The sequence below is a fragment of the Achromobacter sp. Root565 genome, from assembly GCF_001427425.1.
GTDB lineage: Bacteria > Pseudomonadota > Gammaproteobacteria > Burkholderiales > Burkholderiaceae_B > Achromobacter > Achromobacter spanius_D.
Window position 1 is genome coordinate 84,250 of record NZ_LMGO01000001.1, and the last position, 15,080, is coordinate 99,329.

Consider the following 15,080-nt stretch of genomic DNA (forward strand, 5'->3'; position numbering starts at 1 on the left):
CGTGCTCCATGTAAACGCGGTTTTTTTGCTGGAATCGAGATGCCTGATCAACCTGACCTCACCAAGCTGATCTTCGGCCGGCTTACCTGGGACGCCATTCCTTTTCACGATCCCATTCTGCTGGGCACCTTCTTCGTGGTGGCGGCGGGCGGCATCGTGCTGCTGGGCTCCGTCACGTACTACAAGAAGTGGGGCTATCTGTGGCGCGAGTGGTTCACCAGCATCGACCACAAGAAGATCGGGATCATGTACGTGATCCTTGGCATCGTGATGCTGCTGCGCGGCTTTGCCGACGCCATCATGATGCGTTCCCAGCAGGCCGTGGCCTTCGGCGACTCCACCGGCTTTCTGCCGCCCCACCACTACGACCAGATCTTCACGGCGCACGGCGTCATCATGATCTTCTTCGTGGCGATGCCGCTGGTCACGGGACTGATGAATTTCATCGTGCCGCTGCAGATCGGCGCGCGCGACGTCGCGTTTCCGTTCCTGAACAATTTCAGCTTCTGGATGACCGCGGGCGGCGTGATCCTGGTGATGATGTCGCTGTTCGTGGGGGAATTCGCCCGCACCGGCTGGCTGGCGTATCCACCCTTATCAGGCATCCTGCACAGTCCGGACGTCGGGGTCGACTACTACATATGGGCATTGCAGATAGCGGGCGTGGGAACACTGCTATCGGGCGTGAACCTGTTGGTCACCATCGTGAAGATGCGCGCGCCCGGCATGAAGATGATGCGCATGCCCATCTTCACGTGGACCGCGCTGTGCACCAACGTGCTGATCGTGGCGGCGTTCCCCGTGCTGACGGCGGTGCTGGCGCTCTTGTCCATGGACCGCTACGTGGGCACCAACTTCTTCACCGCGGACTTCGGCGGCAACGCCATGATGTACGTGAACCTGATCTGGATCTGGGGCCACCCCGAGGTCTACATCCTGATCCTGCCCGCATTCGGCATCTTTTCCGAAGTGGTGTCCACGTATTGCCGCAAGCGCCTGTTCGGCTATGCGTCCATGGTCTACGCCACGGTCGTGATCACCGTGCTGTCGTACCTGGTGTGGCTGCACCACTTCTTCACCATGGGATCCGGGGCAAGCGTGAACTCGTTCTTCGGGATCACGACAATGATCATCTCGATCCCGACAGGCGCCAAGATCTTCAACTGGCTGTTCACCATGTACCGCGGGCGCATCCGCTTTGAAGTCCCCATGCTCTGGACGCTCGGCTTCATGGTCACCTTCGTGATCGGCGGCATGACGGGCGTGCTGCTGGCCGTACCGCCCGCCGACTTCGCGCTGCACAACAGCCTGTTCCTGATTGCGCACTTTCACAACGTGATCATCGGCGGCGTGCTGTTCGGGCTGATGGCCGGCATCACGTACTGGTTCCCGAAGGCGTTCGGCTACAAACTCGATCCGTTCTGGGGCAAATGCTCGTTCTGGTTCTGGCTCGTGGGCTTTTACGTGGCCTTCATGCCGTTGTACGTGCTGGGCCTGATGGGCGTGACGCGCCGCGTGAACCACTTTGAAGACATGTCGCTGCAGATCTGGTTCCAGATCGCGGCCTTCGGTGCGCTGCTGATCGCATGCGGCATCGCCAGCTTCATCATCCAGCTCGTGGTCAGCTACCGCCGCCGCGACCAGTTGCGCGACACCACCGGCGATCCTTGGGATGGCCGCACGCTCGAATGGTCCACCTCGTCGCCGCCGCCCGTCTACAACTTTGCATTCACGCCGCGGGTGCATGACCTGGACGCCTGGTGGCAGATGAAGCAGCATGGCTACCAGCGTCCGCAGCAGGGCTTCATTCCGATTCACATGCCGAAGAACACCTGGGCGGGCATCGTGCTTGCCGGGATCAGCGTGGTGCTGGGCTTTGCCCTGATCTGGCACATGTGGCCGCTGGTGGTGTTGTCGTTCGCGGCGCTGATCCTCGTGTCGATCATCCATACCTTCAACTACAAGCGCGACTACTACGTGCCGGCCGCTGAGGTCGTCGCCACGGAAGACGCCCGTTCAAGGCTGCTAGCGCAACATGTCTGATACCCTCGCCCACCCCATGCCCGGCGGCGCCGCGCCGTCCCAGGAACCGGTCTTCTACGTTCCTGGCGAACATCATCCCAAGAACGGTACGCTGCTTGGGTTCTGGGTCTACCTGATGAGCGACTGCCTCATCTTCGCGTGCCTGTTTGCGGTCTACGGCGTGCTGGGCCGCAGCTTCGCGGCGGGCCCGTCCGGCGCGGACCTGTTCGACCTGCCGCTGGTGGCCGTGAACACATCGCTGCTGCTGCTGTCGTCCATCACCTACGGGTTCGCGATGCTGGAGATGCGGCGCAACCGCATCGGCGCGACGCAGTTGTGGCTGGCAGTGACCGGCATCCTTGGCCTGGGCTTTCTGTCGCTGGAAATCTACGAGTTCTGGCACCTGATCCATCAAGGCGCCGGCCCCCAACGCAGCGCCTTCCTGTCGGCGTTCTTCACGCTGGTCGGCACGCACGGGTTGCACGTGACGTTCGGCATCGTGTGGCTGGTGACGCTGATGCTGCAGGTGCGCATGCACGGCCTGATCCCTGAAAACCGCCGCCGCCTGATGTGCCTGTCGATGTTCTGGCACTTCCTGGACCTGATCTGGGTGGGCGTGTTCACCTTCGTGTATCTGATGGGAGTGCTGCCATGACGTCGCACATGGATAACCTGGCCGACACCGGCCACGGCGGCCACCACGGCCACGATCATCACGATGGCCACCATGACGATGACGACGGCGCCGGCCACGGCACCTTCAAGAGCTACATGACCGGCTTCGTGCTGGCGGCCATCCTGACGGCCATTCCGTTCTGGCTGGTCATGGACCGCGTCATCGACAGCTCGCGGGTCACCGGCCTGGTGATCCTGGCCTTTGCCGTCGTGCAGATCGTGGTCCACATCATCTACTTCCTGCACCTGGACACCAAGTCCGAAAGCGGGTGGAACATGTTGGCGTTAATATTCACGCTCGTGCTGGTCGTCATCACGCTCAGCGGATCCATCTGGATCATGTACCACTTGAACTCCAACATGATGCCCATGTCCCCGCATGACATGCGCAAGATGCCCTGATGGCTGTAGTCAAAGACATTTCTTCACGCGACACCTCCCGTAATCCGCGCAGCAAGGCAACCCTGGTCATCCTGGGGTTGCTGGCTGTTGCCATCTTCGCCGGGCTTTGCGCCCTGGGAACCTGGCAGGTACACCGGCTGGCCTGGAAGCGCGCGCTGATCGCGCAGGTGGATCAGCGGGCCCACGCGCCCGCCACGCCCGCCCCCGGCAAGAACGAATGGGCGCAGTTGACGCAGGACAACGCCGAATACCGCCACGTCACCGCGTCCGGCACTTACCACTTCGACAAGCAGACGCTGGTGCAGGCCGCCACCGAACTGGGCAGCGGCTATTGGGTCATGACGCCGCTGCAACTGGCGGACGGCGGCACCGTGCTGGTGAACCGAGGCTTCGTGCTGCCGGCATGGCGCAAGGACGCGGCCAATAGCGCCCAGCCGCCGGCGCCGGGCCAGGTCACGGGATTGCTGCGCATGGGCGAACCGGCCAGCGGCTTTCTACGCAACAACGACCCGGCCGCCAACCTCTGGTATTCACGCGATCTGCCCGGCATCGCGGCGGCGCGCGGACTTGCCGACGTGGCGCCCTACTTCATCGACGCCGATGCGGCATCCAGCCCCGGCAAGGATCCCGCCCGGGAGCCGGTGGGCGGGCTTACGATGATCAACTTCCCGAACAACCATCTGACGTACGCCATCACCTGGTATGCGCTGGCGCTGATGGTGATCGTGGGCGTGGTGATCTTCGTGCGCGAGGAAAAACGCGCGCGCCGGCCGGGCTGACCTGCTGGCACGCAAACATAACGGCGCCCCTCAAGGCGCCGTTACTGTTTCCAGGACGGTGTCAGACACCCGGCGAAGATGCCGTCAGCTTGGGGAGCGGAGCAGTGGGTGTCAGACACCTTGGGTCCGCTCTGCAAGGTGTCTGAGACCCGTCAGCAACGACCGTCAAGTTGAGCAGGCGCCACAAGGGTGTCTGACACCTTGCCCCACGAAGACCGGTCTCGCCAGCAACAACGGCGCCCAAAGGGGCGCAGTTGTCGTTTTATCTGCCGGCAAACACCTGCGGGATCAGCAGGCCGGCCAGCGGATGCTGCCGGGTTCGGGACACACCCACGATCCCTGCAGCCGCGCCCGGATTTCCGCCAGGCTTTGTTCCACCAGCAGCTCGCCATCGCGGAACACCGGCGCCAGCGCGCCGCCCGCCGCCTGCTCGGGCGTCTGCTGGTCGTGCAGCACGAAGCCGTCCGGCGTCTCGTCCACGCGCAGCAAGCCCTTGGCGGACTTCTTCACGCCGGAATCGGTGACCGGGTCCTTGACCAGTTCCTGCGGCTCGCCGTTGACCTCGGCGTACGTGGCCTTCAGCGCCCAGCCGAACGTGTCGCGGGTCAGGTACTGATAGGTGTACGACCCGATGCCCAGCACCACGTTGCCCGACGCAAAGCCCTTGCGTTCCAGGCGCACCAGGATGTCGCGCGCCCGGGTCAGCGTGATGGAATCGCCGTAGATCAGGCCGACGTGCGGATCCAGCAGCTTGTACCCGCGATCGGTCTCTACGCCGCCGAACGTGTCCCACAGGCATTGCACAGCGCCCTTCACCTCGGGCGCGCGCAGCGTCTGCTGGGCGCTGGCGTCCTCGCCCAGCAGCCAGTACGTCCCCGTGGCCGCATCGCGCACGGCCTCGAAGCCCGCGGCCTGCGCCGCTTGCAGGGCAGCGCGGTCCTGCACGCCCGGCACATCCGTGCAGAAGTAGCCGGTCAGGATCTTCACGGGGTCGCCGGAATCAGGACGGAACACGACCTTGGCGTTGCCCAGCGCATCCGGCTGGCGGCTCATGATCTCGGACTTGAGCGCCGCGGCAAAGTCCGTCACCACCTGCCAGAAGTCCCAGGTGTCAGACACCACCGACACGATGCCCGCCGGATACACCTGCTTGACCAGGCGGCGGATGGTCTCGATCTCGCCTTCCTTGCTGCCCAGGCACATCACGGAGTGCTCTGTCGCGGGCACCGAGCCGCCGATGAGTTCCCGGTCGGAATCCGCGTTGTAGATGTCTTCCAGGTAGTCGATGGCCGGGATCGTGTCGGTGCCGGTGAAGGACAGCAGGTGACCCGCGCCGCACTTGCGCGCGTCGTACAGGCCGGCCATGCCGCGCATCGAAAAGTCGTGGCCCTGCCAGTCCACGAACGCCATCGGACTGCCGGTCAGTTGCGCGAAATAGGTCAGCAGCTTGCGGTATTCGAAGGCGATGGTGGCGACGGTGGACGGCTTCCAGGACTCGCAGCTGAACAGGGTTTCGATGTAGGTCACCAGCCAGGCGAATTCCGGCCGGGTGTTGATGAAGGTGACTGGCGGCACGCGGATGTCGACGCGCGCGCCTTCGGGCACCGAGCGGATTTCCAGCGGCAGGTAACCCAGGTCGTGCAGCGCCTGCAGGTGATCCACCGTGACGGCGCCCTTGCCCAGGGCGTTGTCCACGCGGCGTTGGTACTGGCGCACGGCCGTGGTGGCGGGTTTGGCGAAGAACTCGCGGTTGAACAGGCCGATCAGGATTTCCTTGATGAAGCCCTGCAGGCCGAACCAGACGATCTTCTCGTCGAACAGTTCCGGTAGCACCGGCGCCAGGCGCGCCGAACGCGGCGTGAAATTGGCCAGGATCTTGTTCGTGCCCTTGGGGTACTGGAACGGGTGGCCGGTCTTGTAGAAATCCGCCTGCAGGAAGGGATTCAGGCCGTTCTTGAGCGCGGGGGCCAGGGTGTCGGGGGCATTCATGGCGGGTTCCTTCTTAGTTGACCAGCATTGTTCGTTGACCGGAATTCTCAGTTGACCAGCACGGCGGCGGCGCCAGGCGCGGCGGCCGCTTCCGTGCGGGTCCAGTCGTAGGCGGTGAAAATCTCTGCGTAACGGGCCTTCAGTTCCGTCAGGCCCTTGCTGAAGATGCCGTGCGTGACATACAGGTAGAGCGGCTGGCGGGTCTTGCCGGCCAGGGCGGCGGCCAGTTCCAGGAATGTGCGTCCGCCGTCGCAGATGTCGTCGACGACCAGCAGTGGCTGGTCCGGGATATCGTCGGGCACGCGGGTTTCAGTGATGCGGCCGGTCTGCGGGTCGCGGACCTTTTCCGCGTAGCGGACGTCCGCGACGCCCAGTGCCTTGGCCAGCGCCTGCACCCGCTTGCGAGCGCCGGCGTCCGGGGCCATCAGCGTGACGCCCTGGGCAAAGGCCGACGCGGCCAGCGCATTCTTCAGGAACGCGGCGGCGTCGACCACCCGCACCCGCTGCAACAGCGCCGGCGTGACGTCGCTGTGCGGTTCCACGATGGTGACGGTGGCGTACTGCTGGTCGTTGATGAGCTTGCAGAACACGGAGGCGCCCAGCGCCTCGCCCGGGTTGCAGACGCGGTCCTGGCGGGCGTACGGCACGTAGGGCATGTCCAGATGCACGGGCGCGGCGGGGTTCAGGCGGCGCAGCGCGTCGGTCAGCAGTAGCAACTGCATGATGTCGTCGGCCGACTTCAGCAAGGCGTGGATGCGGAATTCGCGCGCGGCGTCGGCTTGTTCGCGCAGGCCGGCGGGAATGGTGACCTGCATCTCGCCGCCCGGAAACCGGAACGCGGCCGGCGTGTCGGTCGTGCGTTGCCCTTCAATGACTGCGGTGATGGTGAACATGTTCGCCCCTTAGTGGCATTTCAAAACTAAGTGACGCCAGTATAAGCTCACTTATTGTCGTTATGCAACTATCTTTGCATTGGAAAGGCAGCGGCCTCGGCATCAGCCGACGCTACGATCGAAAAACGTGAAATCCTTCAACCGGTAAAGGCGCGCCGGGCGCTGCGCGCCTCCGACCACTTCGCCGGTGGCCTCGAGCGCGCCCCACGCCTCCATCTTGCGGCGGAAATTGGACTTCTCCAGCCGGGTCTGCAGGATCGCCTCGTAGGTGTGCTGCAGTTGGGTCAGCGTGAAGCGCTCGGGCAGCAGGAAGAACGGCAGCGTGGAATAGGTGGACTTGCTGCGCAGCCGATCCACGGCCGCCGTGACGATGTCGGCGTGGTCGAACGCCAGCGGCGGCAATGCGTCCACGCTGACGAAACGAAACGCCGCGCGCGTGGCGGCGGCCAGTTCGGCGGCGGGCACCAGCGCCACATAGGCCACCGACAGCGACCACTGCCGGGGATCCCGGTCCCGGCCGGAGAACACCTGCAATTGCTCCAGATAGCGCGGCTCGAAGCCGGTCTTGTCGCGCAATACCCGCCGGATGCTGTCTTCGGTGGACGTGTCCTCGTCGGCGTGCACCACCCCGCCGGGCAGCGCCATCGCGCCTTGATAGGGATCGCGGTCGCGCTGGTGCAGCGCGACTTCCAGACCGGATTCGCGCAGGGTGAGAAGGACGGCGTCGACGGTGACGAGCGGCTGGGGGTAGTCCAAGGCGCGGCTTCCAGGAGTTCAGGTTTTGGGCAAGATGCCACTATGAGGCGGCGCGGTCAAACCGGCACCCGTCGCCCCCCGCGGGCTCACCCAAAGTGCGTCACTAGAAAGTGTTCGAATTTTGCCAAGAATTGACGGCGGATAACGACAATTAACGCATTGTTCTACACTATGCGCCGAGGAACACCGTCGGGTTGATTGCCTGGCGTCGTGTTCCTTTTGCTTTTCTTCAACTGCTACACAGGAGTTTTCCGGATGAAAAAGACGCTGCTCGCCGCGGCAATGCTGGCTTCTTTCGCAGGCGTTGCCCAGGCAGAACCGTCAGTCACTCTTTACGGTGTCATCGACACCGGCCTCGGCTACAACAAGATCAAGGGCGATGGCTACAGTGGTTCCAAAGTCGGCATGATCAACGGCATCCAGGCCGGCTCCCGCTGGGGCCTGCGCGGATCCGAAGATCTGGGCGACGGCCTGCGCGCCGTCTTCAAGCTGGAAAGCGGCTTTGACTCCGCCAACGGCGGCCGCGGCCAATCCGGCCGCCTGTTCGGCCGCCAAGCCACCATCGGTCTGGCCAACGACGCCTGGGGCTCGCTGGAATTCGGCCGCCAAGCCACGGTCGGTTCCAACTACCTGGCCGACATCGATCCCTTCTACACCAGCTACACCCAATCCAACCTGGGCCTGGGTTTCAGCGCGGCCAACACCATGCGCTGGGACAACATGGTCATGTACCGTACCCCGTCGGTGAACGGCTTTGAATTCGCCATTGGCTATTCGTTCAATGCGGACGACACCACGGCGGACCAGACGGGCTTCCGCACCGCGGACAACACCCGCGGCATCACCACCGGCCTGCGCTACGTGCAGGGTCCGCTGAACGTGACGCTGACGTACGATCAGTTGAACGGCGCCAACCGCAGCACCATCGACAATGGCGCCACGCCGCGTCAGTACGCCTTGGGCGCATCGTATGACCTGGAAGTGGTCAAGCTGGCTGCCGCCTACGGCCGCACCACCGACGGCTGGTTCGTCGGCCAGGACCTGCCGGCCGGCACGCCGTTCAGCGATGAATTTGGCACCAACCGCTTCGTGGACGGCTTCAAGGCCAATTCCTACATGTTGGGCGCCACCTTCCCCGTGGGCGCTTCCGGCAGCCTGTTCACCTCGTGGCAGCACGTGGCTCCGTCCAACGACAAGCTGACGGGCGGCGACGCCAACATGAACGTCTACAGCGTGGGCTACACCTACGACCTGTCCAAGCGCACCAACCTGTACGCCTACGGTTCGTACGGCACGGACTACGCGTTCATCGACGGTCTGAAGAGCACCGCCGCCGGCGTGGGCATCCGCCACCAGTTCTAAAGTTGTCCCGGGCCGGCCGCCCTGCGGCGCCGGCCCATCTTGCCGCCCGGGTGCTACCGCGCCCGGGCGCGCTCCAGCATCTGCACGATTTCCGTCTGCCCGCGCTGACGCGCGTGGTGCAATGGGGTGCGCCCCTCCTTGTCGGGCAGATTCACGTCCGCTCCCCCCTCGATCAGCAACGCCACGATCGCCTGATGGCGCGGTCCGCCGTCGCTCAGGATGATGGCCTCGAGCAGCCCCGTCCAACCGAGCCGGTTGACATGGTTGGGATCCACGCCGGCCGCCAGCAGCCGCTTCACGACCTCGACATGGCCCCGCTCGCACGCGGGAATCAAGGCCGTGCCGCCATAGCGGTTGGTGCTTTTCAGGTCGGCGCCGTGCGACAGCGTTAGTTCTAGGATGTCGCGATAGCCCTGCGCACCCGCCAGCAGATACGCGCTGTCCTGCATGCGGTTCTGGGCGTTCACGTCGGCGCCGGCTTCGATGAGCGCCGCCGCGGCCTGAGCGTGGTTGCCCTGCGTGGCGCGCAGCAGCGGCGTGTTGCCCTGCCCGTCCCGCGTCTCGATCGGCGCGCCCTCGGCCAGCAGCTGGCGCACGCGCGCCGTCTCGCCGCTACCTGACGCCTCCAGCAATTGCGCACCGCGGCCATTCGCGGCCCGATCGTCCGCCGCGGCGCCAAAACCGATTGCGCTCAGCGTCAGCACGACGCAGGCGCGCCAGAAGTTGATGTAAGCCATTGCCGGCAGCCTCCTTGGTGTTATTTGAACGAGCCGCCCGGTGATGGGCCGGGCGGGCGCGCTGCCATTATCTCCTTGCCCACGGCCGTGCGAGCGCCCTATGCTCGGTCAGATTCTCGGTGACGTGCAATGCGCAGGAAACACGCGTCCGGCATGATCGGCCTCCCTTACTGATCGCAGCCCCCCAAGAACTGCCATGCCCTCTCGTTCCGATTCCGAGCTTTCCCCCCTCGTCCGTCCCGCGCGCCTGATGCGCGCCCTGGCCTTGGCTTTGTTGCCGCTGGCCCTGGCTGCCTGCAACGGTGGCGGCGATGACGACGACGATGCCGCCCAGCCGCCGGTCGCCGAAACCCCGGCGCCGCAGCCCGCCCCGGAGCCGGAACCCGAAACGCCACCGCGCAACACCGCCTATCTGCAGAAAAAGCCGGGCGACGTCATTCAGGTCCGCATCGAGGAACTGCATCCCACGCAGGCCGCGATCGGCTATGACCAGATCTACTACAAGCTCGGCCGCTGGCAAGGCGATTTCGACCGCGCCACCTGGGCGGCCGATCCCGTGCTGCAACTGGATTACCTGAACCGCACCGTCGGCAAGAAGTTCGATGACTACTGCGAGGACGTGGGCGGCGCCGAGCGCGCGCAGAAGTTCCAGAGCATCGCCGAGGCCCGCGCCGCCCGCCTGGACCAGCCCAACACATTCACGTGCATGGACGCGCCGGGCACGAACACGGCCAACCTGAAGACGGTGGTCGTGGGCTGGGACGGCAATCTGTACCTGACCGACGGCCACCACACGTTCTCGTCGCTGCGCGAGATCTTTGATGGCGGCCCGAAGCTCCCCGTTTGGGTGAAGGTCGACGCCAACTACAGCGACCTTACGACCGCGACGGCCTTCTGGCAGCGCCTGGTGGACGAGCGCCGCGCCTGGCTGCGCGACGGCCAAAACCAGCCGATCACCGTCGACCAGCTGCCCACGCGAGTCGGCCTGCCCCATGCGCAGGAACCGGGCGGCATGCAGGAAGACCGCTACCGATCGCTGGTGTACTTCACGCGTGATATTGCCTACAGCAACGGCAACCTGCCCGAGTTTGCGGAATTCCTGTGGGGCGACTGGCTGCGCCGGCAGGCCGCGGCCGGGCAGCTGCTGGGCCTGGACCAGTACAAGATGCAGGCGCCAGCCACGGCCGCCGAAATCCTGGCGGTCAGTACGCTGAACAAGGACATCCTGCCGACCGGGGCCAACGACAGCTACGCCGCCGCCGTGCGCGATGCGTCGCTGAAGATGAGCGCGTTGACTGACACGGATATCGTGTTCGAAGACCGCGACGCCGCCAGCCTGGGCCGCATCACGCTGGAAGCCAACGCCGCCAGCGGCTCGCCCACCAAGACCGCGCGCGACACGCTGGAAGAGCTGCCGCGCAACGACGTGAAAACGGCGGACTCCACGCCGCGCGGCGCGGGCAAACTGTGGTTCGCCGTCAATTACCGCACCTGCGGCAAGCCCGCGGCCGGCACCTGCTGGGGCTGGTAATGTGAAAAGGCCCGCGCAAGCGGGCCTTTTTGCATGGGGCGGTCAGCGCCTCAGAGCACTTCCTGCGTGTTGTCGGCCTTGGCCAGTTGCTGCATGGCCAGGGCGACTTTCTTGGCGACTTCCAGGCGTTCGGCGGCCGACATGGCGTCGTATTCTTCCTTGGAAATGCCCAGGCTCGCCAGGGCCGCGTAGAACATCTTGTCCTCGATCGACATCCCTGCGTAGTCCATGAATTCCTTTTCGGCCTGCGAGGGTGCGGCCTGCGAGGCGCCGGACACGCCGTGACCCATGGCCGAACGATTGCGCTCGGTGGCGTCGGCGAACGCCGCGCGGAAGCTGGCGCCGGCACTGGCGTTTGCATGTCGGGCGGCCGAGCCGGGCTGGCCGTCGCCGGCGTTGATACCCAGGAAATTCACACTGCTCATGGATGCTCCAAAGCGATTGACGGTCAGGGTGCCAACATACTCCCCGCACTCCCCGCCGGAAGACCCGGTCAGGCGCCCGAACGGCCCGTTTCTCTCCGAATTGCGGCGCGACCATTTTTAGCGCCCTTCGAGTATCTTGTGCCTCTTGCAAATCTTTCAGAGACCCCGCTCATGAGCATCGACACCACCCCCGGCCAACCCGCCGCCGCTGCGCCCGCCGCAGACGCCTTTCTGCAGTTCCTGGTCAACCTGGTCAACAACGGCAGCCAGATCGAAAGCATTGGCGTGACCCTGCAGATGGGCGGCATGCTGGTGTCCGGCTCGATCGTCTCGGGCGCCGAGTACTTCGACACCTTCGCCGCCAGCTTCTCGGGCTCGCTGGCGTCGCTGGACCCCGACACGCGCCAAACCGTGCACGCGTCGCTGGCCGAACTGGGCGACGTGTTCCGCCTGCCTCAGCCCATCGATCCGCTGCCCAACTACATTCACCTGGCCGACGCTCTGTTCTTCACGGCCGACGGCACGCCCATCGCCGGACAGCCGACCCTGTGGCGCGGCCGCACCAGTGCGGTGGATGGCTTCATCCTGGGCCGTCTGCAGTCCGACGCCTCGGCCTGACCCGCATGACGCAACCGGTTTCTCCGCCGATCGAAGGCCAGGACATCGACCGCAAGGCCATGCAGGCCTTCATCGAGACGGCGGCAGGCAAGGCGCTGTCATTTGTGGATTGCGACTTCCAGGAGGCGGATTTTTCCCGCCTGGAGCTGCGCGGCTTTCAGTTCAGCGGCTGCGCCATCGCGGGTGCCTCCTTCCAAGGCGCGGATCTGACCGACACCCAATGGCTCCGCTGCCGCGGCGGCTCGGCCAGCTTTGCGTCGGCGGACGCCAGTGAGGCGACCTTCCAGAGCTGCGATCTGAACAACGCCAACTGGCGCCGCGCGCGGCTGGCCAGCGCCCGGTTCCGCGCTTGCAAGCTGACGGGATCGGACTTCGACGGCATCGCTTGCCTGGGGTGGTCGCTTGAGGAATGCCTGCTGGTCGGGGCCCTGCTGCGCGGCGTGTCGTTTCGAAAGTGCAATCTGCTGCAGTTGGATTTCTCGGACGCGGACCTGTCGGGAAGCGATTTCCGCGAGACGGTCTTTCACGGCGGCAGCCTGCGCAATGCCACGTTGAAAAACGTCCATTTCGAAGGCGCGGACCTGCGGGAAGCGGACCTTGGCGGATTGGATCTGACGGCGGCCGCCCGGCTGGCCGGCGCCACGATTTCCAAGACCCAGGCGGCGGCGTTGCTGGCTGAACTGCGGATCAGCGTGGTCTGACGGGGTTTAGCCGGTCAGCTGTTCAGCCCGGCCGCCGGATGTACTTGCGCGCCGCCTCGATCTGCCCATGGCAGACGCAGCCGCTCATGTGCTCGTTCACCATGCCCACGGCCTGCATGAAGGCGTGCATGGTCGTCGGACCCACGAACGTCCAGCCGCACCGCTTCAGCGCCCGCGAAAGTTCTTTCGACGCCTTGGACGTGGGATTGTTGTCCCAATAGTGCCGGTCCACCGTCGCCGGACGATCCTGCGGCGGCGGCTCATGCGCCCAGAGCCAGCCGGCCAGCGAGCCGGTCTCGTCGGCCAGTTCGCGCGCGCGCTGCGCATTGTTGATGGCCGACACGATCTTGGCGCGGTTGCGCACGATGTCCGCATTGGTCATCAGGCGCTCGACGTCGCGCTCGGTGTAACGAGCCACCCGTTCCATGTCGAAATCGTCGAAGGCCTCGCGAAACGCCTCGCGCTTGCGCAGGATGGTGATCCACGCCATGCCGGCCTGAAAACCTTCCAGACAGATTTTTTCGAACAGGCGCCGGTCGTCAACAACCGGCCGGCCCCATTCATGATCGTGATAGTCCGGCATGGAAGGCTGCCAAAAGCAGCGCGGCTTGCCATGGTCGTCGACGATCAGGCCGGTGTCGGGGATGCCGGCGGCCGGGTCGGCGATGTCCGGGTGGCTGGTGCCGGGGTTGCTGGTGTCGGGGTTGGTGACTTCCGGGCTGGCCTGGTGTCCGTCAGTCTGCGCGGCAGCCTTCATGGCTTGCGGGGCACCGGGCAGCTCGTGTCGCCTTCCTCGCAGGCGAGATACGCGCGCAATTCCTTGGTACGAGCCTTCGTGAGCTTGTCCAGACACATGCTCAACACCATCGGATAGGCGCTGCCGCCCGTCACGCCTGTTGACGAAAACGCGCATTCGGCATCGCGAAAGAACAGCCACGCTTTCTGCGCCGCCTGCAGTTGCGTCAAGGCGTCCTTGCTGTCCTTCAGGCGCTCCGTCGCTTCCTTGTACGCGGCGTTCAACTCGGCGTCGGACTGGCGATACGCCTGATCCGCGCACAGGTTCATGTCGGTCTGGGTGGACGCCTGGTCACACTTGAGCACTTGGGCCTGCGCCCCCGCTGCAAGCAGGAGCGCGGCGGCGGCAAAAACAATACGCATGGGAGTTCCTCCTTATCCGGTGGGTGGGTTTGGGGTGGGTCAACGCTTGGGGGAAAGTGTCGCATGGATGCCAGCGCGGCGCAGCGCGCGCGTCCGTCGCCTAAGATACGCCCCATGAAGATCCAATTGCTTTCCGACTTGCATCTTGAAACCGATCCCACCTTTGTGGCACAGCCTTTGGCGGGCGCCGACCTGCTCGTGCTGGCCGGCGACATTGGCTCGTACCGTCAGGGTTCGCGGCTGGAACGGGACGACTTCGGCCTGGGCGACTATTCGCCGCGCCACGGCTGGCCAACGCCCGTCCTGTACGTGCCGGGCAACCACGAATACGACAACGTGGATTTCGACGAGACACATGCGCGCCTGCAAGACCTGTGCAACGCGCTGGACATCCAGTGGCTGGAACGGGAGACGGCAGTCATCGGCGGCGTGCGCTTCGTCGGCACGACCTTGTGGACGGACTTCGACGCGCTTGCGGCGCCGGACGACACGATGGGTGATGCGCTGAAAAAGCGTGCCAAGGCGTTCAGGGCGGCGGACTTCTATCTGGAGAAAGCCGAGATGCGCCGCCATGGCGCGCCCTTCATGGCCGAGCAGATGCGCGAGCAGGGTCTGGCCTGTCAGCAATGGCTGGACGCCGCCCTGCGCGTGCCGTTCGACGGCACGACGGTGGCCGTCACGCACTTCGCCCCCACATTGGCCAGCGCCGATCCGCGTTACGGCGTCACACCGGGCACGGCGGGCTTTTGCAATGCGCTGGATGGGTTGCTGCCGCTGGCCGACGTGTGGATCCACGGGCATCTGCATTGTGCGCAGGATTACGTGAAGGATGGCTGCCGGGTGATTGCGAATCCGCTGGGGTATGCGAAGAAGGGGGAACAGGCGGATTATGCGCCGGAGAAGTTGTGGGAAGTACCGGTGCGTCGACAGATGTGAATGCGGGGTCTGGGGGGATTACGACGGGCGGATTCTCGCTTGCGTGGCCAGAACCGTTGCTCGCACGCTCTGATTTTGCGACTAGCAGCCGGCCTT

General features: G+C 64.9%; 16 protein-coding genes. 9 read left to right on the forward strand and 7 right to left on the reverse strand.

The genetic code is table 11. The features are described 5' to 3' along the window. The first annotated feature begins 39 nt into the window (after window positions 1–39). From cyoB to ASD71_RS00435, 4 genes are read left to right on the forward strand one after another with little or no spacing between them, the layout of a single operon-like run. A complete protein-coding gene (gene cyoB / locus ASD71_RS00420) occupies window positions 40–2,043 on the forward strand; it encodes a cytochrome o ubiquinol oxidase subunit I (RefSeq protein WP_056558417.1) in 2,004 nt (667 codons plus the stop codon). Beyond that, window positions 2,036–2,677, forward strand: coding sequence for a cytochrome o ubiquinol oxidase subunit III (gene cyoC, locus ASD71_RS00425; protein WP_056558421.1), 642 nt, complete (start codon window positions 2,036–2,038; stop codon window positions 2,675–2,677). Before cyoB ends, cyoC begins: the two co-directional genes overlap by 8 nt. Continuing rightward, complete coding sequence (gene cyoD, locus ASD71_RS00430; RefSeq protein ID WP_056558423.1) at window positions 2,674–3,099, forward strand: cytochrome o ubiquinol oxidase subunit IV; 426 nt, start codon at window positions 2,674–2,676, stop codon at window positions 3,097–3,099. The genes cyoC and cyoD overlap by 4 nt, the downstream gene beginning before the upstream one ends. Further along, window positions 3,099–3,878 (forward strand): SURF1 family protein, encoded by a 780-nt coding sequence (locus tag ASD71_RS00435; RefSeq protein ID WP_056558426.1) that lies wholly within the window; start codon window positions 3,099–3,101, stop codon window positions 3,876–3,878. Before cyoD ends, ASD71_RS00435 begins: the two co-directional genes overlap by 1 nt. A 288-nt stretch (window positions 3,879–4,166) precedes the next feature. On the opposite strand, the gene ASD71_RS00440 is transcribed toward ASD71_RS00435, so the two are convergent. From ASD71_RS00440 to ASD71_RS00450, 3 genes are all read right to left on the reverse strand, one after another. After that, window positions 4,167–5,867, reverse strand: a complete 1,701-nt coding sequence (locus ASD71_RS00440; protein ID WP_056558430.1) for a nicotinate phosphoribosyltransferase — start codon at window positions 5,865–5,867, stop codon at window positions 4,167–4,169. 47 nt (window positions 5,868–5,914) lie between these two features. Further along, window positions 5,915–6,760: a ribose-phosphate diphosphokinase gene (gene prs / locus ASD71_RS00445; protein WP_056558434.1), complete on the reverse strand. Its 846-nt coding sequence runs from the start codon at window positions 6,758–6,760 to the stop codon at window positions 5,915–5,917. Window positions 6,761–6,862: 102 nt separating this feature from the next. Further along, complete coding sequence (locus ASD71_RS00450; RefSeq protein ID WP_056558437.1) at window positions 6,863–7,516, reverse strand: NUDIX domain-containing protein; 654 nt, start codon at window positions 7,514–7,516, stop codon at window positions 6,863–6,865. 255 nt (window positions 7,517–7,771) lie between these two features. On the opposite strand from ASD71_RS00450, the gene ASD71_RS00455 reads away from it, so the two are divergent. Beyond that, on the forward strand, window positions 7,772–8,878 hold the full coding sequence (locus ASD71_RS00455; protein ID WP_056558441.1) for a porin: 1,107 nt from the start codon (window positions 7,772–7,774) through the stop codon (window positions 8,876–8,878). A gap of 53 nt (window positions 8,879–8,931) precedes the next feature. Here ASD71_RS00455 and ASD71_RS00460 read toward each other — a convergent pair whose 3' ends face one another. Next, on the reverse strand, window positions 8,932–9,615 hold the full coding sequence (locus tag ASD71_RS00460; RefSeq protein ID WP_082578731.1) for an ankyrin repeat domain-containing protein: 684 nt from the start codon (window positions 9,613–9,615) through the stop codon (window positions 8,932–8,934). Between the two features lie 196 nt (window positions 9,616–9,811). Between ASD71_RS00460 and ASD71_RS00465 the strand changes: the two genes are divergently transcribed. Continuing rightward, window positions 9,812–11,146 (forward strand): ParB/Srx family N-terminal domain-containing protein, encoded by a 1,335-nt coding sequence (locus ASD71_RS00465; RefSeq protein WP_056558445.1) that lies wholly within the window; start codon window positions 9,812–9,814, stop codon window positions 11,144–11,146. 50 nt (window positions 11,147–11,196) lie between these two features. On the opposite strand, the gene ASD71_RS00470 is transcribed toward ASD71_RS00465, so the two are convergent. After that, complete coding sequence (locus tag ASD71_RS00470) at window positions 11,197–11,571, reverse strand: hypothetical protein (RefSeq protein ID WP_056558448.1); 375 nt, start codon at window positions 11,569–11,571, stop codon at window positions 11,197–11,199. Window positions 11,572–11,742: 171 nt separating this feature from the next. Between ASD71_RS00470 and gvpU the strand changes: the two genes are divergently transcribed. Next, window positions 11,743–12,189 (forward strand): gas vesicle accessory protein GvpU, encoded by a 447-nt coding sequence (gene gvpU / locus ASD71_RS28155; protein ID WP_200949347.1) that lies wholly within the window; start codon window positions 11,743–11,745, stop codon window positions 12,187–12,189. 5 nt (window positions 12,190–12,194) lie between these two features. Next, a complete protein-coding gene (locus ASD71_RS00480; protein ID WP_056558451.1) occupies window positions 12,195–12,890 on the forward strand; it encodes a pentapeptide repeat-containing protein in 696 nt (231 codons plus the stop codon). A gap of 22 nt (window positions 12,891–12,912) precedes the next feature. Here ASD71_RS00480 and ASD71_RS00485 read toward each other — a convergent pair whose 3' ends face one another. Further along, window positions 12,913–13,647, reverse strand: a complete 735-nt coding sequence (locus tag ASD71_RS00485; protein ID WP_082578732.1) for a DNA-3-methyladenine glycosylase I — start codon at window positions 13,645–13,647, stop codon at window positions 12,913–12,915. Next, the gene (locus ASD71_RS00490; RefSeq protein ID WP_056558453.1) at window positions 13,644–14,048 is read right to left on the reverse strand and encodes a lysozyme inhibitor LprI family protein; all 405 of its coding nucleotides are present in this window, start codon (window positions 14,046–14,048) and stop codon (window positions 13,644–13,646) included. Before ASD71_RS00490 ends, ASD71_RS00485 begins: the two co-directional genes overlap by 4 nt. Window positions 14,049–14,162: 114 nt before the next feature. Here ASD71_RS00490 and ASD71_RS00495 point away from each other — a divergent pair, with 114 nt between their 5' ends. Then, a complete protein-coding gene (locus tag ASD71_RS00495) occupies window positions 14,163–14,984 on the forward strand; it encodes a metallophosphoesterase (protein ID WP_056566194.1) in 822 nt (273 codons plus the stop codon). Window positions 14,985–15,080: the final 96 nt, after the last annotated feature.

Coding starts and splice junctions, on each gene's coding strand:
- cyoD (WP_056558423.1), top strand. CDS start 2,674: ATGACGTCGCACATGGATAACCTGGCCGACACCGGCCACGGCGGCCAC.
- ASD71_RS00490 (WP_056558453.1), bottom strand. CDS start 14,048: ATGCGTATTGTTTTTGCCGCCGCCGCGCTCCTGCTTGCAGCGGGGGCG.
- ASD71_RS00465 (WP_056558445.1), top strand. CDS start 9,812: ATGCCCTCTCGTTCCGATTCCGAGCTTTCCCCCCTCGTCCGTCCCGCG.
- ASD71_RS00435 (WP_056558426.1), top strand. CDS start 3,099: ATGGCTGTAGTCAAAGACATTTCTTCACGCGACACCTCCCGTAATCCG.
- cyoC (WP_056558421.1), top strand. CDS start 2,036: ATGTCTGATACCCTCGCCCACCCCATGCCCGGCGGCGCCGCGCCGTCC.
- ASD71_RS00460 (WP_082578731.1), bottom strand. CDS start 9,615: ATGGCTTACATCAACTTCTGGCGCGCCTGCGTCGTGCTGACGCTGAGC.
- ASD71_RS00455 (WP_056558441.1), top strand. CDS start 7,772: ATGAAAAAGACGCTGCTCGCCGCGGCAATGCTGGCTTCTTTCGCAGGC.
- ASD71_RS00480 (WP_056558451.1), top strand. CDS start 12,195: ATGACGCAACCGGTTTCTCCGCCGATCGAAGGCCAGGACATCGACCGC.
- gvpU (WP_200949347.1), top strand. CDS start 11,743: ATGAGCATCGACACCACCCCCGGCCAACCCGCCGCCGCTGCGCCCGCC.
- ASD71_RS00495 (WP_056566194.1), top strand. CDS start 14,163: ATGAAGATCCAATTGCTTTCCGACTTGCATCTTGAAACCGATCCCACC.
- cyoB (WP_056558417.1), top strand. CDS start 40: ATGCCTGATCAACCTGACCTCACCAAGCTGATCTTCGGCCGGCTTACC.
- prs (WP_056558434.1), bottom strand. CDS start 6,760: ATGTTCACCATCACCGCAGTCATTGAAGGGCAACGCACGACCGACACG.
- ASD71_RS00440 (WP_056558430.1), bottom strand. CDS start 5,867: ATGAATGCCCCCGACACCCTGGCCCCCGCGCTCAAGAACGGCCTGAAT.
- ASD71_RS00485 (WP_082578732.1), bottom strand. CDS start 13,647: ATGAAGGCTGCCGCGCAGACTGACGGACACCAGGCCAGCCCGGAAGTC.
- ASD71_RS00470 (WP_056558448.1), bottom strand. CDS start 11,571: ATGAGCAGTGTGAATTTCCTGGGTATCAACGCCGGCGACGGCCAGCCC.